The following is a 19,772-nucleotide window of genomic DNA, read 5'->3' on the forward strand; positions in this document are numbered from 1 at the left end:
CCCCGCCCACGCAAACCGAGCGGAAGGCAAGGCGCCACGCCGGTCGCGGCCTACCCGAGGTACTTCTCGACGACGTCCTCGGAGCGCGCCGCGGCGTCGTCGGGGTTCTCCCCGTATTGGCGCTTCGCGCGCCGCTGGCGCAGGAGGTCCCAGCACTGGTCGAGCTGAGCCTCGATCGAGCCGAGGCGCGCGTGCTCCTCGTCGGCCGTGATGGCGCCCTCGCCGAGGGCCGCCCGGAGGCGATGCTCTTCGGTGATGAGTTCCTTGATGCGTCCTTGGATGTCCTGGTCCATGCCTTCTCCTTTCGCGGCCCCGTTTCTGGCGCCGGCCCACGGCCAGCGTACGCCGGAATGCGCGAGCGCTGAACGGCGGTCAGTACCCCGAGAAGGCGTCGCGCCGCACGCGCCGGGCACCCGCGCGGCGCAGCGCAGGCGCGACGGCGCCGACGAACGACGGCGGGCCCGAGACGTAGGCGATCCGCGTGGCGATGTCCGGCACGAGCTCTCGGAGACGCGCCGCGCCGAATGGCGCCGGTCCGGCGTCTTCCGCGAAGGACGGCGGCGCGCCGCCGTCGGACGTCCGCACGACGACGCGGATCTTAGACGCCTTGAGCACGTCCGCGAATGCGAGCTCGTCGGCGCTCGGCACGGAGGCGAGGAGGACGACGTCGCGCGCCTCGCCGGAGCCGTTGAGGGCGCGCAGCATCGACGCGAAGGGCATGAGGCCGATCCCGCCCGCGACGAAGATGAGAGGCTCGGAGGGGTTCCGCGGCAGGACGAAGTCGCCACCCACGGCCACGGCCCGAACGCGTTGGCCCGGTGCGAGATCGAGCAGGACCTGCTTCGCGGTCGAGATCGGTGGGGCGGTGCCGACCCCGAAGGTCACGACGTCCGCCGAGGGCGCGCTTGCGAAGCTGAAGGTCCGGCGCTGCCCGGCGAGGGCCTTGCCCGTGTGCGGGAGCGCGAGTTCCGCGTATTGGCCGGGCAGGAACCGCACGCGGCGGCGCGGCACGAACACGAACTCGTGGGACGTCGGGGTGAGCCGACGTCGCTCGACGAAGCGGAGATCGAGGCCGCGCGAGAGGCCGAACGCGAACGCGAGCGCGTTGCCGACGAGGAGCGCGAGCTCGGGCGAGCCGCTCACGGGACCTACCCCGAACGGGATCGCGTAGGCCCCCGCGATCACGGCGGCATACGCGAGCTGATGGCTCCGCCGCCCGGGCGCTGTGACCGGTTCCGAGAGCATGAACCCCGCAAAGAACACGAGCGGCCCTTGGGCGATGGCCTGCACGAGGGCCACCCCGATGGAGACTCCTGCGGCTGCGAAGACGGCCGCTGTGCACGAGAGGGCGACGACGGCGAACACTCCCGCCATCGCGAGCCGTTCGACGCGGTAGAGGACGAGCAGTGCACACGGCACCACTGCCCACAGCATGGCCGGTGTCCCGACCCACCATGTTGCCGCACTCCAGCCCGTCAGCCCGACCGCGAAGGCACCGAATGCCGCCGGGTTGAACGCATGCCTCCCGCGCCATGCGAGAACGTACTTGGAGGCGGCCGCCGCGGCGCACGCGAGTGCGGTCGCCCCGAGATCGACGGGGGTGAGGCTCGGCCAGAAGAGGAAGTAGATGATCAGCCCCGTGACGAGGGCAGACTCGGTGTGCGGGCGCACGCGGAGGAGCGCCGCGAGGCCGCGGTTCACGCCATACGAGACGCCCAGGCACACGGCGAGCGACGCGAGCATCGCGGGGACGCCGAACGTGAGCCAGCCGAGCAGGTCGAGAACAACGCTGTACAGCGCGAGCAAGGCCAGGAGGGACAGGACGAGCCGGTAGGGGCTCATGCGCCCGAGCGCCGTGTCGAGGCGGACCTTGGCCGCGCCCGGCGCTGTCAGGATGGGGGTCATGAGAAGAGGCCTTCGATGAAGTAGGGCGTGCCTTCCGCATGCCCGTCCGCAAAGACCTGAAGCCACTCGGGTGCCCAGGAATCGGTCGCGAACTCCGCGGCGAGATCTTGGCCGGAGGCGACGAAGAGGGCCGTCGCGAGCGCATCTGCCGTCATGGCGTCCGGAGCCGTCGCCCACGTGGCCACGACGGAGCGCACCGGAGCGCCCGTGCGCGCGTCGAGAAGGTGGTGGAAGCCGTCGCCCCACGCGCGGCGATTGCCCGCGGACGCGCACAGCGCGGCACCCTCGAGGTCGACGACGCCGATCGCCTCGTCGGAATGGTACGGGTGTTCAAGACCGACGCGGAGCGGAGCAGCGCCCGCGTGCAGGACGTCGCCGCTCCCGTCGACGACGAAGGCCCGGTGCCCGGCCTCCGCGAGCAGCGAGCCGAGCAGATCGACGAGGAGTCCCTTGCCTGCGGCACCGATGTCCAGCACGGCGGGGCGGGAGAGGACGACGGCGGTGCCCTCCCACCGATGGTCGTCGTCCCAGACCGGGGCTGGCTCGGGAGAGCCGGCCGGAACGAGTTCGTAGCCCGGGCCGTAGCCGATGCGCTCGAGGCTGGACCCGACCCAGGGGTTCACGGCGCCCCGCGTGACCCGGTAGAGGCGCGCGTAGAGCTCCGCGAGCCGCGGACTCTCCTCGGGCAGGTCCCATCGACCGGTTCCCGCGCGCATTTGGGAGACGATCGAGTCCGGGCGGAATCTGGACCACACCCAGTCGAAGCGCTCGACTTCGCGGAGCAGCGTCCATTCGAGCGCGTCGCCGAGCGGCCCGGCCGTGCGGATCTCGAAGAGCGTCCCGATCGCCTCGAACGTAAAGGACTCCATGCGCGCTCCTACGAGGCCTCGCCCTTGATGGCCGAGACGGCGTCATTGAAGCCCTGGCCCGTGAGCGACGAACCCGAGACGATGCCCACTTTGATGTCGTCGAGCTTCTTCCCCACCACGACGTCCTTGATCCCTGACGCGAAATGGTTCTGGAACAGACGCGTATTCGCGCTCGTGGGGTGCTCGGTGATCTGCACGTCGGTGACGACCCCTGACTGGAGCGTGAGCGTGACTCCGACCGTCTCGGGACCGTTGGGCGACGTGTAGTGGCCGTCTGCGCTGTACGTCCCGTCGCGGTAGGCGTGCGAGCCGGAGGTGCCCTTCGAGGCCGCGGCGGTCGGCGCCGTCGTGGGCTGTGTGCCGCCGCCCGCTTGCACCGTGCTCGCGCTCGACGGCGCGCACGCGGCGATCGTCCCGACAAGGGACGCGCCGGCCAGCGCCGTGAGGACGAACTTGTGTGCGGGGACCGTCTGCGGGCGGTTGGAGGGCATAGGGCAGATCCTGAGTGGTCGGGTCGAAGCGACGCGTTGGCCCATCGGTCTGCAGCCGATGGTTGTCCTTTAAACGTAGCCGGGCCGGCCGCCGTTCACCGCCGCCGTGCCTGTGCGCGGGCTGTGAGGTTCGCGAGTAGGACAAGCCTCAACGCCCTAGCGGATTCCATGTATCGATGTCAATAGTTCGAAGATTCATATCGACGCTGCTTCCGAACCTGCGGACCGTTCCTCGGGACGCTTCTCCGTGGTGAATGAGATGGATCCGTGGAGTGCGCCGAATGTGTCTTCGAAAAATCCGTGCTGCGATGGGGGTCGCGTTGCGTTTTCAGTGTGCGTCTATGGTTATCTCAGTGGTGACTTCGCGGTCTCTCTCCGTGTCGTCTTTTCATCAGCAGCGATCCCTCCCAGGTCAAAGTTCGGCGCAGACGCATTAGGACGAACGGAATTGGCTCGCGATACAGCCTTGCCTTGACCTGTGGCAATAGCGTCGGGAGGATTGGTGTACCCGGCTGCTGGGGCCGGTTATTCGCACCTAAGGGGGAGCCGTGAGGTCGTCGAAATTTTGTCTGCGTGGACAGGTGAACTGGGCTCGGATCCATTTGCGCAGGCCGGATGTCGCTGCTGAAATCGGTCTTCCAGCTGGGGAAGTCAGAGAAGTGGAGCGTGCTTTGGTGCTTGACAAGTTGGATCGGCTCGCGAAGTCGATGTTTGGCCTCGCAGGAGGCAGCGGACTCTTCACATGACCCGCAGAGAGGAAGTTCCCATGGCGAAAGTCAAGAAAAGGTTCATCTACGCAGGAATCCTTCTGTGTGTCGTGGGAGCTTTGCCTGAAGGGCTTGTGGTCGGCGCCTTTGGATCTCTCGGGATGGATTCCTCCTCGGGAAGGGAGGTCCTCTTGTGGGCAGTGGATTTCATGATTTCGGTGATGCGATTCGGGCTCGCTCCACTCGGTGCTGTTTTGCTGGCATTCGGAATTGCCCTCCATTGGCTCCGGGATTTCTTCCCGCAATTTTCCGACCCTTCGCAGGCGATGACGGGAGGATCTTCGCCGCATGATGAACCCTAGGTTGCTGGCTCTATATATTGTCGCGTGCTCGGCCGGCGCATTTCTTGCGGCCCTCGGGCTCTTTTCCTACTACATCCGCTATTCCCACCTGGATTCGCTTGAGCGGGAGATTCCCGACGCCGTGTATCTTCAGGTGACCTCGATGTTCGACGTCGAGAGGGTGGTCCTGCTCGGCGGGGCGGGGCTGTTCGTCGTCGGGGCCGCTCTCGCCATCGTGGCGGGAATCACGACGAGCGCCCGCCCGCGGTGACTTCGCTCGGCAGGCCCCTGCTGTAGCGTCGTCCCGTGAGCGAAGCGGGGACGGACGAAGCATCAGGCGCCCTGGCGGGCACCACGAAGTCCTCGGGCTCGGCGATGCGTGGCAGCCTCATCGCGGCCGCAGGAATCCTCATTGTCGCCTTCACCCTCCGCACCGCGGTCACGAGCGTCCCGCCGCTCACCGCTGAGATTTCGCGAGAGCTCTTCCTCCCGACATGGCTCGTCGGGATCCTCGGTATGCTCCCGACCGCGCTCTTCGGGATTGCGGGACTCGTCACGCCTGCATTCATGCGCCGGTGGAGCGTCGAGGCGCTCGCCATCGCGTGCATGGTCGCGGCGGGCGTCGGCCAGGCGGTGCGCGCCGTCGCCCCGAGCACGTGGCTCTTCCTCGCTGGCTCGGCCATCGCCCTCGCGGGCATGGGCGCCGGGAACGTCGTGCTGCCGCCCATGGTCAAGAAGTACTTCCCGAAGCGCATCGGCCTCATGACGGCGCTCTATGTCACCGTCATCAGCCTCGGCACGACAGTGCCGCCGCTCCTCGCAGTGCCCGTGGCGGATGCGGCCGGCTGGCGCGTGTCCGTCGGTTCGTGGGCTCTGCTCAACATCGTCGCGATCCTCCCATGGCTCGGGGCCTGGGTGGGCCGGGGCGCGCCGTCGTCATCCTCGAGCGCGGGGGCGACGACGGCGCCTGGGCCGCCGCGCGCCGTCGTCCGCCCGTGGCGCTCTCCCGCGGCCTGGGCCCTCGCCCTCCTCTTCGGCTGCACGTCGCTGAATACGTACGCCCTCTTCGCGTGGCTTCCCGCGATCGCGGCCGGTGCGGGGCTGAGCGCGGGGGAGGCCGGGCTGCAGCTCGCGATCTTCTCGGGCCTCGGGCTCCCGATCAGCCTTGTCGTCCCGCTCCTCGCGGGGCGCCTGCGGAATCCGTTCGCGGTCGTCGCGTTCGGCGTCGCGTGCTTCGTAGGCGGCTATCTGGGCCTCTGGCTCGCGCCCGGGACGGCCACGACGCTGTGGTCGACGCTCGCTGGGCTCGGCCCGGCGACGTTCCCGCTCGCCCTCGTCCTCATCAACCTGCGCACGCGCTCGCATCGGGCGTCCGGCGCCGTCTCGGGCTTCGCGCAGGGCGTCGGCTACACGGTCGCGTGCACAGGACCCCTGCTCGCGGGCATCCTCCACGACGCGACGGGCGGGTGGGCGGCGTCGTTCGCGTTCCTCGGGGTGACCCTCGTGATCCTTGCCGTGGCCGGATGGGTCATCTGCCGCCCGCGCTACATCGACGACGATCCGGGGGTGCTCGCTCCCGCGCGGTTTCAAGGCGATGCCACCCCGCCGGTAGGCTAGGTCCGTGACTCCCGAAGAACTCTCCTCTGCCATCTCCGCCTGCCTTGCCGACGCCGTGCGCGCCGGCGACATCGCCGTGGATGTGCCGGACGAGATCCGCGTGGAGCGGCCCAAGAATCGCGAGCACGGCGACTGGGCCACGAACATCGCGCTCCAGCTCGGCAAGAAGGCGGGGATGAACCCCCGCGCGTTCGCGGAGATCCTCGCGGGCCGTCTTGCCGCGCTCGAAGGCGTGAAGAGCGTCGACGTCGCGGGCCCGGGCTTCCTCAACATCACGCTCGACGCCGCGGCGGCCGGCGCGCTCGCCAAGGCGATCGTAGAGGCCGGCCGCGACTACGGCCGCAACGACGCCCTTGAGGGCCACGTGGTCAACATGGAGTTCGTCTCTGCCAACCCGACGGGTCCGCTGCATATCGGGCATACGCGGTGGGCCGCGCTCGGCGACTCGATTGCCCGCGTGCTGCGCGCCTCGGGCGCCGACGTGACCGCCGAGTACTACATCAACGACGCCGGCAGTCAGATGAACGTCTTCGCGAACTCCGTGCTGGCGCGCCTCCACGGCCGCGACGTCCCGGAGGGCGGCTATCCCGGCCAATACATCGTCGACTTGGGCCATGACGTGCTCGTCGCGCACCCCGACGTGCGGGAGCTCAACGACGACGCCGCGCTGCCGATCGTGCGCCACGCCGCGTACGAGGCGCAGATGCGGGACATCAAGGCGACCCTTGCCGCGTTTGGCGTCTCCTTCGACGTCTACTTCTCCGAGAAGGATGGGCTGCACGAGTCCGGCGCGATCGAGTCCGCCGTTGCGCGCCTCCGCGAACAGGGCCACGTGTTCGACGCCGATGGCGCAGTGTGGCTGCGTACGACCGACTTCGGCGACGACAAGGACCGCGTCCTCATCCGCGCGAACGGCGAGCCGACGTACTTCGCGGCGGACGCGGCCTACTACCTCTCCAAGAAGGACCGCGGCTTCCCCGAGAAGATCTACCTCCTCGGCGCGGACCACCACGGGTACGTCAACCGCCTCAAGGCGATTGCAGCGTGCGCGGGCGACGATCCCGAGGCGAACATCGAGATCCTCATCGGCCAGCTCGTCTCCGTCAATGGGGCGAAGCTCTCGAAGCGCGCGGGCAACATCATCGAGCTCAAGGACCTCATCGACTGGCTCGGCAAGGACGCGGTGCGCTATTCGCTCGCGCGCTTCCCCGCGGACTCGCCGCTCACGCTCGATCCCGAGCTCCTGCGCAAGCACTCGAATGAGAACCCGGTGTACTACGTGCAGTATGCCCATGCGCGCTCGCGGGGCGCGGCGCGCAACGCCGCGGCGGCCGGCGTCGAACGCGAGGTCGACGGGCGCGAAGCGTTCGACGCCGCGCTGCTCACCCACGCGACCGAAGGCGAGCTCCTCGCGCATCTGGCGGCGTACCCGTCGATCGTGGGCAAGGCCGCCGAGTTCCGCGAGCCGCACCGCGTTGCGCGCCACCTTGAGACGATCGCCAGCGCGTACCACTCGTGGTATGACAACTGCCGGATCGCGCCGCAGGGCGACGAGGAGATCACGGACGTCAACCGCACGCGCCTGTGGCTCAACGACGCGACGAGCCAGGTGCTCTCGAACGGCCTCGACCTGCTGGGCGTGTCCGCGCCGGAGAGGATGTAGAGATGGCTGAGGAGACCGCGGTTCCTGGGCGGACGGCTTCCGGCTCGCCGCTCGCTCCCGCCTGGTTGGGCGTGCCGGCCAACCTCAACGCGCTCGAGTCCAAGCTGTGGGCGCACGACGTCGACCGCGGCCCGGGCGGCGAGCTCACCGTGGGGGGCCTGGGCGTGGGCGAGCTTGCCGAGCGGTTCGGCACGCCGCTCTTCGTCCTGAGCGAGGATGACTTCCGCGCGAGGGCCCGCGCGTTCAAGGACGCGTTCGACGCAGCGTTCGCCGACGTGTGCGGGGGAGTCGACGTCTACTACGCGGGCAAGGCCTTCCTGTGCTCCGCGGTGGCCGCGTGGGCCGCAGACGAGGGGCTTCGGCTCGACACGTGCTCGGGCGGCGAGCTCGCCGTGGCAGCGAAGGCTGGCCTGCCCGGAGAATCGCTCGGCCTCCACGGCAACAACAAGTCGGATGCGGAGATCGAGCGCGCGCTCGACCTCGGCGTCGGCCGCATCGTCGTCGACAGCCTCGACGAGCTCGAGCGGGTCGCGGCGATTGCCGCGGCGCGGGCCGACGCGGATCCCGAGCGGCGCGAGGTCCGCGCGAAGGTCATGCTTCGGCTTACGCCTGGTGTGCACGCGCACACGCACGAATTCATCGCGACGGCCCACGAAGACCAGAAGTTCGGGCTCTCGATGGCCCCCGGAACGGCCAGCGCGGAGTTCCAGGCCGAAGTGGCCGAGGAGTCCGGGCCGGAGGCCGCCGTGGTGGCCTCGGCGGCGGAAGAGGCCGTGGCAGCGGCCGCCGGGCACGACAGCATCGAGCTGCTCGGGCTCCACTGCCACATCGGCTCGCAGATCTTCGAGCCCGAAGGGTTCGAGGTCGCGGCCGTCAAGCTCCTGACGTTCCTCGCCGCGATGCGCTCGGCCTATGACGTGGCTCTGCCCGAGCTCGACCTCGGCGGTGGGCACGGCATCGCCTACACGCCTGCGGACACCCCGCGCCCGGCCGCGGAGATCGCCGAGGTGCTCGCCGCCGTCGTCCGCTCGACGTGCGCCGAGCTCAAGATCACGCCGCCGCGCATCTCCATCGAGCCGGGCCGGGCCATCGTCGGGTCGACGACGTTCACTCTGTATCGGGCGGGGACGGTCAAGGACGTGGTCGTCGACCTGCCAGGCGTCGACGGGCCCGGCCACGGCGAGGAGGCCGCTGGGACGACGGCGACGCCCACTGCGGTTCGGCGCTATCTGTCGGTCGATGGCGGCATGAGCGACAACGCACGGCCTGTCCTGTACGACGCCGACTACTCGGCCGTGCTCGCGAACCGCGCGTCGTCCGCCGCAGCCCAGCTCACGCGGGTCGTCGGCAAGCACTGCGAGAGCGGCGACATCGTCGTGCGAGACGTATATCTTCCCGCCGACGCCGGCCGCGGGGATCTGATCGCGGTGCCAGGCACGGGTGCCTACTGCTGGGCGCTCTCGAGCAACTACAACTACCTCGGCCGCCCCGGCGTCGTCGCAGTCCGTCATGGTTCTGCACGCTGGATCGTTCGCGGCGAAACTGAACAGGATCTGCTCTCCCGCGACATGGGAGTGTGACAACCCCGATGGGAGACCGGATGACGGAGACTCAGACGCGGCCCGAGCCGGCCGCGCTGCGTGGCGAGCCGAAGGTGCTCAAGGTGGCCCTCCTGGGCTGCGGCACGGTAGGCAGCCAGGTGGCACGGATCCTCCTCGAGGATGCCGACGCCCTCGCCGCGCGAGCCGGAGCGCGCCTCACGCTGGCCGGCATCGCGGTGCGCAACCCGGACGCGACGCGCGACGTCGAGCTGCCGCGCGAGCTTTTCACCGCGGACGCGGAGGGGCTCATCGACGGGGCCGACCTCGTCATCGAGCTCATGGGCGGCATCGAGCCGGCCCGCACGCTCATCCTCCGCGCGGTCCGCAACGGCGCCTCCGTGGTCACGGGCAACAAGGCGCTCCTCGCGCAGGAAGGGCCCGCCCTCTTCGAGGAGGCCGACAAGAACAACGCCGAGCTGAGCTTCGAGGCTGCCGTCGCGGGCGCGATCCCGATCATCCGGCCGATCCGCGAGAGCCTCTCGGGAGACCGGATCACGCGAGTCCTCGGCATCGTCAACGGCACGACGAACTACATCCTCGACCAGATGGACTCGACGGGTGCGGCGTTCGCGGACGCGCTCGCGGAGGCCCAGCGCCTCGGCTACGCGGAGGCTGATCCCACCGCCGACGTCGAGGGACACGACGCGGCCGCGAAGGCCGCCCTCCTCGCAACCCTCGCGTTCCACACGCCCGTGAGCCTCGACGACGTCCGCTGCCAGGGGATTGCGCAGGTCACGGCCGAGGACATCGCCGCGGCGAAGGATTCGGGGCTCGTGATCAAGCTTCTCGCGATTGCAGAGCTGGTCAGCGTCGGCGAGGGCGGGACAGAAGGGCGCGGCGGCGAGGGCGTGAGCGTGCGCGTGCACCCGACGCTCCTGCCGCGCGAGCACCCGCTGTCTGCGGTGCGCGGGGCGTTCAACGCGGTCTTCGTCGAGGCGGAGAACGCGGGCGAGCTCATGTTCTACGGCGCGGGAGCCGGCGGGCGGCCCACGGCTTCTGCTGTCATGGGCGATCTGGTCTCGACCGCGCGTCGCGTCGTGGCCGGCGCGCCCGGCCGAACGGACACGGCGACGCGCGTCCTCCCGATCGTCGGCGTGGACGCGGTCACGACGAGCTACAGCATCGGCCTCGAAGTTGCCGATCAGCCGGGCGTCCTCGCGCGCGTCGCCGCGGTGTTCGCCGAGCACGGCGTGTCGATCGAGGCCATGCGCCAGACGATCGACGGCGGCGTGCCCGGGAACGGCAACGGCCGCGCCGAGCTGCGCTTCGTGACCCATCGTGCGTCGGAGAAGGCCCTTGCCGAGACCGTCGCGGACATCAAGAACCTTGACGTCGTCGAATCTGTGACGAGCGTCCTCCGAGTCGAAGGAGTCTAGTTGGCCCACCAGTGGCGCGGAGTCGTCCGCGAATACGCCGACCGCCTGCCCGTCACCGAGTCCACGCGCGTCATCACGCTGGGGGAGGGCGGCACGCCGCTCGTCTACGCCCAGAAGCTCTCGGCGCTGACCGGCTCGGACGTGTATCTCAAGGTCGAGGGGATGAACCCCACGGGCTCGTTCAAAGACCGCGGCATGACCATGGCGATGACCGCGGCCGTGGCCGCGGGCGCGAAGGCTGTCGTATGCGCGTCGACGGGCAACACGTCGGCGTCCGCCGCGGCGTACGCGACGACGGCGGGGCTCACGTGCGCGGTCCTCGTGCCCGAGGGGAAGATCGCGATGGGCAAGCTGAGCCAGGCCATCGCCCATGGCGCGACGCTTCTCCAGGTCGACGGCAACTTCGACGACTGCCTCGAGATCGCCCGCAAGCTCGCCGAAGCCTACCCCGTGTTCCTCGTGAACTCCGTGAACCCCGCGCGCATCGAGGGGCAGAAGACGGCGGCGTTCGAGATCGTCGACGCGCTCGGCGACGCGCCGGACATCCACGTCCTCCCGGTCGGCAACGCCGGCAATATCTCGGCGTACTGGAAGGGCTACAAGGAGTACGCCGCGGAGACCAAGTATGAGTCCCAGGACGGCGGCGAGGCCCGCACGCTCCCCTCCGTTTCCACCAAGCTCCCTGTCATGTGGGGATTCCAGGCCGCGGGCGCGGCGCCCTTCGTCGCGGGGCACCCGATCACGAACCCGGAGACGATCGCGACCGCGATCCGCATCGGCAACCCTGCGTCGTGGGATACGGCCGTGGCCGCGCGCGACGAGTCCGGCGGCCTCATCGACGCCGTGACCGACGAGCAGATCCTCGCCGCGCACCGGTGGCTCTCCGCCAAGGAGGCGGTGTTCGTCGAGCCCGGCTCCGCCGCGAGCGTCGCGGGCCTCCTCAAGCAGCATGAGGCCGGCAAGGTCCCCGCCGGGAAGACGATCGTGTGCACCGTGACAGGCCACGGCCTCAAGGATCCGCAGTGGGCGCTGCGCACCGAGGGCGGAGGCCAGGTCGAGCCGGTCAAGGTCGCGAACGACGTCGTGAGCGTCGCGGCGGCTCTCGGGCTCGAGCCGTCGGCGCGATGACAGCACCTGCAATGGCGGGCGCGGCCACCCTCCGCACGGTCGCGCCCGGCCAGCGCGTCACGGTCCGGGTCCCGGCAACGAGCGCGAACCTCGGCCCGGGGTACGACAGCCTGGGCCTCGCGCTTTCGCTCTACGACACCGTCGACGTCGCAACGGCCGACGACGGCGAACTCGCCTTCGCGCTGAGCGGCGAGGGGGCGGACACGCTGCCGCGCGACGGCAGCCACCTTGTGGTGCGGACGATCGACCTGGCCCTCGAACGGCTCGGGTACCGGCGTTCGGGGCTCCGGCTGTCCGCCGAGAACGTGAGCCCGCACGGCCGGGGCCTCGGCTCGTCCGCATCGGCCACCGTCGCGGCGGTTCTCGTGGCGGCCGAGCTGGTCGATCCGGCCGACCGCCCTGACCGCGCGTGGGTCCTGCAGCTGTGCAGCGAGATCGAGGGGCACCCGGACAACGTTGCGCCGGCGATCTTCGGCTCCCTCGCGCTCTCGTGGCAGGACGGCGAGACGTTCCGCACCGCCGTCGCCCGCGTCCACCCCGACGTCGTCCCCATTGTCGCGATCCCGGACTACGAGCTCTCGACCGAGCTCGCCCGCTCGCTCCTGCCCTCGTCCGTGCCGCATCACGCGGCTGCCGCGAATTCCGGACGCGCCGCGCTTCTCGTCCACGCGCTCACGAACGACCCGTCGCTCCTCGTTCCCGGCACCGAGGACTACCTTCACCAGAGCTACCGCGAATCCGCGATGCGGCCGAGCGCGGACCTCATCAGGCGCCTGCGCGCGGAGGGCCATGCGGCCGTCGTCTCGGGCGCGGGCCCGACCGTGCTCGCGCTCGCCGCTGGCGCGGAGGAAGCGGACGAGGTGCAGGCCGCCGTCGAGCGTTTCGCCCTCGGCGGGGATGTGCACGCAGTCGACACGGAGCTCGACCGCGTAGAGCGGACGACGTGGCGTGTCATGCGGCTCGATGTCGACTCCGAAGGTGCTAAAGTAGAAGTGCATTCGCGGTAGCTTCCGCCCAGCAAGCCTCCAGCACAGCAACCCCAGGAAGGGTCGCCCCTGAGCAGGAGCGCTCACGGCGCCAGCCGATCCGCGGTTAATGCCGTCCCATCCAGCTCCGCAGCCGGTCAGTCCGCTTGCAGCCGTCGCAGAGGCGCTGTCCCCTCCGAATGCCTGGGGCGTATCTGCAGTGTGCCCCGCCCGGTCTCCTCTGGCGTGGTGGGGCAGCCACCCTGACCGCATTCTGTCCGCGGTCACGAACACGATGCGGCGCCTTACGCGAGCCGCAGTCGACGGGGAAGGATCCTTCGTGACACAGACCACTGAGCTGAACCCGGCAGTGGACGCCTCCACTTCGGCCGAGTCCAAGGGAATCGCGGGCCTCAAGCTCGCGCAGCTCCAGGCGCTCGCCTCACAGCTGGGTATCACCGGCGGTTCCCGCATGCGCAAGGGCGACCTCGTGGCCGCCATCTCTGCGCATCAGAAGGGCGAGCCCGTGCGCCGCAGCGCACCGGCCGCCACCACCGTGCAGGCCGAGGCCCCCGCGTCCGAGCCCAAGGAAGTGGCAGCGCCCGCCGAGGAGCCCGCGGCTCCGACGCGCCGCGGCCGCACGCGCCGTCGTGCCGGGAGCGACGGCGTCGTAACGGCCGGCGAGGCCGAGACCCCCGAGGCAGCTCCGGCTGCCGAGCCGCAGACCGCCGCGGCCCCCGCCGCTTCCGCTGCAGAGGCCGCTGCCCCCGAGGCCGCCCCGGCCGACGGCCAGCGCCAGCCGCGCACCCGCAATCGCAATCGCCGGGCCGTGAGCGAGGGTGTCGTCTCCGCCGAGGGTGCCCCCACCGAGGCCCCGGCGGAGTCCGCTCCCGCCCAGGCTCCCGCCGAGGCCGGACAGCCCGCCGTGCAGGCCGAAGTTGCCGAAGGTCGCCGCCGCGGCCGCGAGCGCGGCCAGCAGGACCGCGGCCAGCAGGACCGCGGCCAGCAGGACCGTGGCCAGGACTTCCGTCGCGACGAGGGCGACGGCGAGGAAGGCGGAAGCCGCCGCAGCCGCCGCAACCGCCGTGGCCGCGAGCGGGACGGCTTCCAGGAGCAGGGCAGCCGCAATGACCGCTTCCGCGACCGCAACGAGCGCGTGCGGGACCGCGGCGGGCGTCGCGGGCAGGGCCCCGAGGTCGACGACACCGAGGTGACCGAGGACGACGTGCTCGTGCCGGTCGCGGGCATCCTCGACGTGCTCGAGAACTACGCGTTCATCCGCACGTCCGGCTACCTTCCCGGCCCGAACGACGTCTATGTGCCGCTCGCACAGGTCAAGAAGTACGGCCTCCGCAAGGGCGATGCCGTCGTCGGCGCGATCCGGGCGCCCCGCGACGGCGAGGAGAACCGCCAGGGCCAGTCTGGGCGCCAGAAGTTCAACGCCCTCGTGCGCGTCACGACGGTCAACGGCAAGACGCCCGAGGAGATGAAGGGCCGCGTCGAGTTCAACAAGCTCGTGCCGCTCTACCCGTCCGAGCGCCTGCGCCTCGAGACGGACCCGAAGAAGATCGGCCCGCGCGTCATCGACCTCGTGGCCCCGATCGGCAAGGGCCAGCGCGGTCTCATCGTCTCCCCGCCCAAGGCCGGCAAGACGCTCATCCTGCAGGCCATCGCGAACGCGATCACGGTCAACAACCCCGAGGTCCACCTCATGATGGTCCTCGTGGACGAGCGGCCCGAAGAAGTCACGGACATGCAGCGCTCGGTCCGCGGCGAGGTCATCGCGTCGACGTTCGACCGCCCGGCCGACGACCACACGACGGTCGCGGAGCTCGCGATCGAGCGCGCGAAGCGCCTCGTGGAAATGGGCATGGACGTCGTCGTGCTGCTCGACTCGATGACTCGCCTCGGCCGCGCGTACAACCTGGCCGCGCCGGCCTCGGGCCGTATCCTCTCGGGCGGTGTCGATTCCGCTGCGCTCTACCCGCCGAAGCGCTTCTTCGGCGCCGCGCGCAACATCGAGAACGGCGGCTCGCTCACGATCCTCGCGACCGCGCTCGTCGAGACCGGGTCCAAGATGGATGAGGTCATCTTCGAGGAGTTCAAGGGCACGGGCAACATGGAGCTCCGTCTGTCCCGCCAGCTCGCGGACAAGCGCATCTTCCCTGCCGTCGACGTCAACGCGTCGGGCACTCGCCGCGAGGAGAACCTGCTCTCGTCCGAAGAGGTCAAGATCATGTGGCGCCTGCGCCGCGTCCTCTCGGGCCTCGACACGCAGCAGGCGCTCGAGATCCTCACGTCGAAGATCCGCGAGACGCAGTCGAACGTCGAGTTCCTCCTCCAGGTGCAGAAGACGACGCTCGCCTCCAAGTCGGAGAACGACAAGCACTAGCTGCCCTGCACGGCGGCCGGCCCGGGCCTACCCCCGGTGCCGGCCGCCGTCGTCGTCCATCCTCTTCGCAGGCTCTCGAGGAGCCGGCACCCTGCCAGAAAGGCCCACACCATGTTCGAGTCCGTGAAAGGACTGCTGGACGAGCACGCTGACCTGCAGAAGCAGCTGAGCGACCCCGCGGTCTACCAGGACCAGGCGCTCGCGCGGAAGCTCGGCCGCCGCTCGGCCCAGCTCAACGGCATCGTGGAGGCCCACTCCCGTTGGAAGCAGCTCTCCGACGACCTCGAGGCGGCGCGGGAGATGGCGTCCGAGGATCCCGAGTTCGCCGCGGAGGTCCCCGAGCTGGAGACGTCGCTCGCTGCCGCGCAGGAGAAGCTCCGCAGGCTCCTCATCCCGCGCGACCCCAACGACGCGCGCAACGTGATCCTCGAGGTCAAGGGCGGCGAGGGCGGCGACGAGGCTGCTCTGTTCGCGGCCGATCTCCTGCGCATGTACGCGCGCTACGCCGAATCCAAGGGCTGGAAGACGGAAATCCTCTCCTCGACCGAGTCAGACCTCGGCGGCTACAAGGACGTCCAGGTCGCCATCAAGGGCACGTCGAACGACCCGGCCGAGGGCGTCTACGCACACCTCAAGTACGAGGGCGGCGTCCACCGCGTGCAGCGCGTGCCTGTGACCGAGTCGCAGGGCCGCATCCACACGTCCGCGGCCGGTGTGCTCGTGTTCCCCGAGGTCGATGAGCCCGAGGAGATCGAGATCAACGCGAACGATCTCAAGATCGACGTGTACCGGTCCTCAGGCCCCGGCGGGCAGTCCGTCAACACGACGGACTCGGCCGTGCGCATCACGCACCTTCCCACGGGAATCGTCGTCGCGATGCAGAACGAGAAGTCGCAGCTCCAGAATCGCGAGGCCGCGATGCGGGTGCTCCGTTCACGCCTCCTCGCGCATCAGCAGGAACAGATCGACGCGGAGAACGCGGAGGCGCGCAAATCGCAGGTGCGCACGATGGATCGTTCGGAGCGCATTCGCACCTACAACTACCCCGAGAACCGGATCGCGGACCACCGCACGGGCTACAAGGCGTACAACCTCGACGCCGTCATGGACGGCGACATCGGCCCGGTCATCCAGTCCTGCATCGACTTGGACGAACAGCACCGGCTCGAGGCGCTCGGCGAGTGAGCGTCCGGGCTTCCGGCGCGGGCCCTGCCGAGCCCGCCGAAGACCTCGGCGCTGCCCTGCGACGTGCGACGGCGCAGCTCGCCGAAGCCGGTGTGCCGAGTCCGCGCGCGGACGCCGAGCTGCTCGCGGAACACCTTCTCGGCTGTGGCCTCGGGCGGCTCAGGGCCCTCGCTGTCATGGGCGCGCCCGTTCCCGCGGGATTCTGGGATCTCGTGTCCGAGCGGACGAGGCGCGTTCCCCTCCAGCACCTCACGGGCAAGGCACCCTTCCGGCACCTCGTGCTGAGCGTTGGCCCCGGCGTCTTCGTGCCCCGTCCGGAGACGGAGACGCTCGTGACGCTTGCCCTTGAGTGGATCGCCGCCCAACCCGGCCTCGCGGGCACGGCGGGGAGCCCCGTCGTCGTCGACCTCGGAACCGGCTCCGGGGCCATCGCCGCGTCGATCGCCGCTGAATGCCCGACAGCCAGCGTGCACGCCGTCGAGCTGTCCGAGCTCGCGCACGCGTGGGCCGAGCGGAACGTCGCGCTCCCCGAGGTCGGCGGCCGTGTGCGGCTCGTGCTCGGCGACCTCCGCACGGCGTTCCCCGACCTCGACGGCGCCGTCGACGTCGTCGTGAGCAACCCGCCCTACATCCCGGCGGGGATGGTTCCCCGCGAGCCCGAGGCCGCGGAGCACGATCCTGAGCTGGCCCTCTACAGCGGGGGAGAGGACGGCCTCGAGCTGCCGCTTGCCGCCATTGCGTCCGCAGCCAGGCTCCTGCGGCCGGGCGGATTCTTTGCGATGGAGCACGCCGAGGTGCAGGGAGGCCCGCTCGCGGCGCGCCTCAGGGCAGATCCGAACTGGACTGACGTCGGGTCCCACCGGGACCTCAACGGCCTGCCGCGCGCCACGACGGCTGTCCGGAAGGGTTCGCCGCGCGTGGAAGAATTGGGGCCGTGACGACGACGAGCTACAACTGCACCGATCGGGATCAGCGGGCCGAGGGGCTTGCACACGCGCAGCGGGCCATCGCCGCCAAGCAGTGCGTGGTGATGCCGACCGATACCGTGTACGGCATCGCGGCCGACGCGTTCTCGGCCCAGGCCGTCGCGACGCTGCTCGCCGCCAAGGGGAGGGGCCGGTCCATGCCGCCGCCCGTCCTCATCCCGCGGCTGCAGACGATGGACGGACTCGCGGCTGACATTCCCGAGGCCGGACGGCGCCTTGCCGAGAAGTTCTGGCCGGGCCCGCTCACGCTCATCTTCCATGCCCAGCCCTCGCTCACGTGGGACCTCGGCGACACGTTCGGCACGGTGGCCTTGCGCATGCCGGACGACGAGCTCGCGGGAGCCCTCCTGACCGTCACGGGCCCGCTTGCCGTCTCCTCGGCGAACCGCTCGGGCCAGCCTGCCGCCCAGACCGCGGACGACGCCCGCGCGCAGCTCGCCGAGTCCGTCGAGGTCTACCTAGACGACGGCTTCCGGCCCGCGAACGCGGAAGCCCCGGCTGCCGGAGTCCCCTCGACGATCGTTGATTGCACGGGGGAGCGCCTTCGCGTTGTGCGCGAGGGCGGCGTGAGCCTCGCGGCGCTGCGCGAGGTGGCGCCGGACATCCTCGGCCTCGGTGAGCCGGCGGAGCCGGGCGCGGCTCCGGCGGAGGGGCCGCGTGAGTGAGCCGCGGGCCGAGCGGTGCCCTGTGCGCGTGGTCGCGGTGGTTGTCAGCTACAACCGCCGCGAGCTCCTGGCCCGTTCGCTCGCCGCGCTAGCGGAGGGACGCCGTCGTCCGGACGCGCTCGTCGTCGTCGACAATGCCTCGACGGACGGATCGCCCGAGTTCCTCGCGGGCCTCGACGTCCCGTTTGAGTACGAGCTCGTGCGCCTCGAGCAGAACACGGGCGGCGCCGGTGGCTTCGCCGTCGGAATGGCCGCGGCGCTTGCGCGGCACAGCCCGGACCTCATCTGGGTCATGGACGATGACACCGTGCCGCTCGAGGGAACGCTCGAGGAGGCTGTGCGGCTCTGGGAATCGTGCCCCACGACGGACCGGCCCGCGTTCATCGCGAGCCGCGTCGTATGGACCGACGGGCGCGACCATCCCATGAACACGATGCGGGACCGCTGGGACTCCTCGACCGAGGACCGCGCGTTCGCCCACGCGCGCCGCGCGCGTGTCATCCGATCGGCGTCCTTCGTCTCGCTCTTTGTCGACGCCGAGGCCGTCCGCGCCCTCGGCCTGCCCGTCGCGGACTTCTTCCTCTGGAATGACGACTTCGAGTTCACCGCCCGCCTCGCGCGCCGCCGACTCGGGCTCGCGAGCCTCGACTCCGTCGTCGAACACCATACGCGCCTCTACGACTCGAACACCGCCGACGTCGGGGAGCGCTTCCGCTTCGAGGTCCGCAACAAGATCTGGACGTTCTTCCGCTCGCCCGCGCTCGCACCCCACGAGAAGGCCCTCTACGGCGCTTCGACGCTTCGCCGCTGGGGCGTCATGGTGCGCAGCAGCCCACGCCCGCGCGTCGTCCTCCGTGCGGGTCTCGAGGGCCTGCGCGAAGGCCTGTCCCGCCCGCCGCGGCCGAACGAGGAGGTCCTCGCGCCCGTGGGCGGCGTCCCGGCCGCGTCGTCGTCGCGGCCCCAGAGTGCGCAGCCCGCGGATGGGGCGTCGCAGCCCGGGGGGCGGGAGCTCCCCGAGTTCTCGGTGCTCCTTCCCGTCTACGCGGGCGACTCGGCCGAGCGCGTGCGCCGGGCGATCGCGTCGGTGACCGCGGACCAGACGGTGGCTCCGGACCAGCTCGTCATCGTGCGTGACGGGCCGGTCGGCGAAGACATCGAGCGGATCCTCGTCGAGGCCGAGCGCGGCGAATCCCTCGCAGCCGACGTCGTGCGGCTCCCCGCGGGCGTCGGGCTCGCCGAGGCGCTCGACGAGGGGCTCGGGCGCTGCCGCCACGACGTCGTCGCACGCATGGACGCGGACGACGTCGCGCTGCCCGCGCGCTTCGAGCGGCAGCTTGCGCTCCTCGGCGAGGGGTACGACATCGTCGGCTCGGCCATCGCCGAGATCGGCGATGACGAATCCCGCCCGTTCGCGAGCCGCCCGGTTCCCGTGACCCACCGGGAGATCATGGCGCAGCTCGACTTCAGGACGCCGTTCAACCACCCGAGCGTCATGTACCGCGCGTCGGCTGTGCAGGCCGCCGGGGGCTATCGGGGCGTTCCGGACATGGAGGACTATTGGCTGTGGGCGCGCATGCTGCACGCGGGGAGCCTCGGTGCGAACGTTCCCGATGTCCTCGTGCTGTACCGCGTGAATGACGGCGCCTACGTGCGCCGCGGCGGGAAGCGCATGCTCGTTGCGGAGCTGCGCCTCCAGCGGCGCATGCTCGGGGCTCGGTACATTGGGCCCATGGGCTTCGCGCGGAACGTCCTCGTCCGCGGCCTCTATCGCCTCGTGCCGACGGGGGTCCGCCGTCGCGGCTACCGCAAGGCCTTCACCGAGCAGCCCGCTTCCGCGGAGGTGCCCCGCACCGCGGCGCCGGGGGAGGCTGCTGGCTGAGC

The 19,772-nt window shown here is 70.4% G+C and carries 17 protein-coding genes; 13 read left to right on the forward strand and 4 right to left on the reverse strand.

Annotated features, from left to right (window positions below; genetic code table 11):
• Positions 1 to 50: 50 nt before the first annotated feature.
• The 4 genes from SPF06_RS15210 to SPF06_RS15225 all read right to left on the reverse strand — a co-directional run bounded on the left by SPF06_RS15210 (position 51) and on the right by SPF06_RS15225 (position 3,265).
• Positions 51 to 293 carry a DUF2630 family protein gene (locus tag SPF06_RS15210; RefSeq protein WP_323279971.1) on the reverse strand — a complete coding sequence of 81 codons (243 nt, stop codon included), beginning with the start codon at positions 291 to 293 and terminating at the stop codon, positions 51 to 53.
• Between the two features lie 79 nt (positions 294 to 372).
• Positions 373 to 1,905, reverse strand: coding sequence for an oxidoreductase (locus SPF06_RS15215; RefSeq protein WP_323279972.1), 1,533 nt, complete (start codon positions 1,903 to 1,905; stop codon positions 373 to 375).
• Positions 1,902 to 2,774, reverse strand: coding sequence for an FAD:protein FMN transferase (locus tag SPF06_RS15220; protein WP_323279973.1), 873 nt, complete (start codon positions 2,772 to 2,774; stop codon positions 1,902 to 1,904). Before SPF06_RS15220 ends, SPF06_RS15215 begins: the two co-directional genes overlap by 4 nt.
• An 8-nt stretch (positions 2,775 to 2,782) precedes the next feature.
• A complete protein-coding gene (locus tag SPF06_RS15225; RefSeq protein WP_323279974.1) occupies positions 2,783 to 3,265 on the reverse strand; it encodes an FMN-binding protein in 483 nt (160 codons plus the stop codon).
• A 766-nt stretch (positions 3,266 to 4,031) separates the two neighbouring features.
• Between SPF06_RS15225 and SPF06_RS15230 the strand changes: the two genes are divergently transcribed.
• The 13 genes from SPF06_RS15230 (at position 4,032) to SPF06_RS15290 (ending at position 19,770) form a co-directional block, all read left to right on the forward strand.
• Positions 4,032 to 4,334, forward strand: coding sequence for a hypothetical protein (locus tag SPF06_RS15230; RefSeq protein WP_323279975.1), 303 nt, complete (start codon positions 4,032 to 4,034; stop codon positions 4,332 to 4,334).
• The gene (locus SPF06_RS15235) at positions 4,321 to 4,584 is read left to right on the forward strand and encodes a hypothetical protein (protein WP_323279976.1); all 264 of its coding nucleotides are present in this window, start codon (positions 4,321 to 4,323) and stop codon (positions 4,582 to 4,584) included. The genes SPF06_RS15230 and SPF06_RS15235 overlap by 14 nt, the downstream gene beginning before the upstream one ends.
• A gap of 35 nt (positions 4,585 to 4,619) precedes the next feature.
• Positions 4,620 to 5,930 (forward strand): MFS transporter, encoded by a 1,311-nt coding sequence (locus SPF06_RS15240; RefSeq protein WP_323279977.1) that lies wholly within the window; start codon positions 4,620 to 4,622, stop codon positions 5,928 to 5,930.
• A gap of 4 nt (positions 5,931 to 5,934) precedes the next feature.
• Entirely contained in the window at positions 5,935 to 7,593 is a 1,659-nt protein-coding gene (argS, locus tag SPF06_RS15245) for an arginine--tRNA ligase (protein WP_323279978.1), read from the forward strand.
• A gap of 2 nt (positions 7,594 to 7,595) precedes the next feature.
• The gene (locus tag SPF06_RS15250) at positions 7,596 to 9,173 is read left to right on the forward strand and encodes a diaminopimelate decarboxylase family protein (protein ID WP_323279979.1); all 1,578 of its coding nucleotides are present in this window, start codon (positions 7,596 to 7,598) and stop codon (positions 9,171 to 9,173) included.
• 20 nt (positions 9,174 to 9,193) lie between these two features.
• Positions 9,194 to 10,570 carry a homoserine dehydrogenase gene (locus SPF06_RS15255; RefSeq protein WP_323279980.1) on the forward strand — a complete coding sequence of 459 codons (1,377 nt, stop codon included), beginning with the start codon at positions 9,194 to 9,196 and terminating at the stop codon, positions 10,568 to 10,570.
• Positions 10,571 to 11,698 carry a threonine synthase gene (gene thrC / locus SPF06_RS15260; protein ID WP_323279981.1) on the forward strand — a complete coding sequence of 376 codons (1,128 nt, stop codon included), beginning with the start codon at positions 10,571 to 10,573 and terminating at the stop codon, positions 11,696 to 11,698.
• Positions 11,695 to 12,705, forward strand: a complete 1,011-nt coding sequence (gene thrB / locus SPF06_RS15265; RefSeq protein WP_323279982.1) for a homoserine kinase — start codon at positions 11,695 to 11,697, stop codon at positions 12,703 to 12,705. The genes thrC and thrB overlap by 4 nt, the downstream gene beginning before the upstream one ends.
• A 298-nt stretch (positions 12,706 to 13,003) precedes the next feature.
• Positions 13,004 to 15,055 carry a transcription termination factor Rho gene (rho, locus tag SPF06_RS15270; RefSeq protein WP_323279983.1) on the forward strand — a complete coding sequence of 684 codons (2,052 nt, stop codon included), beginning with the start codon at positions 13,004 to 13,006 and terminating at the stop codon, positions 15,053 to 15,055.
• A 111-nt stretch (positions 15,056 to 15,166) separates the two neighbouring features.
• Positions 15,167 to 16,240, forward strand: coding sequence for a peptide chain release factor 1 (prfA, locus tag SPF06_RS15275; protein WP_323279984.1), 1,074 nt, complete (start codon positions 15,167 to 15,169; stop codon positions 16,238 to 16,240).
• Positions 16,237 to 17,178 carry a peptide chain release factor N(5)-glutamine methyltransferase gene (prmC, locus tag SPF06_RS15280; RefSeq protein WP_323279985.1) on the forward strand — a complete coding sequence of 314 codons (942 nt, stop codon included), beginning with the start codon at positions 16,237 to 16,239 and terminating at the stop codon, positions 17,176 to 17,178. Before prfA ends, prmC begins: the two co-directional genes overlap by 4 nt.
• Positions 17,175 to 17,891, forward strand: coding sequence for an L-threonylcarbamoyladenylate synthase (locus SPF06_RS15285; protein WP_323279986.1), 717 nt, complete (start codon positions 17,175 to 17,177; stop codon positions 17,889 to 17,891). Before prmC ends, SPF06_RS15285 begins: the two co-directional genes overlap by 4 nt.
• A complete protein-coding gene (locus tag SPF06_RS15290) occupies positions 17,884 to 19,770 on the forward strand; it encodes a glycosyltransferase (RefSeq protein WP_323279987.1) in 1,887 nt (628 codons plus the stop codon). The genes SPF06_RS15285 and SPF06_RS15290 overlap by 8 nt, the downstream gene beginning before the upstream one ends.
• Positions 19,771 to 19,772 lie beyond the last annotated feature (2 nt).

The organism is Sinomonas terricola (assembly GCF_034931225.1).
GTDB lineage: Bacteria > Actinomycetota > Actinomycetes > Actinomycetales > Micrococcaceae > Sinomonas > Sinomonas terricola.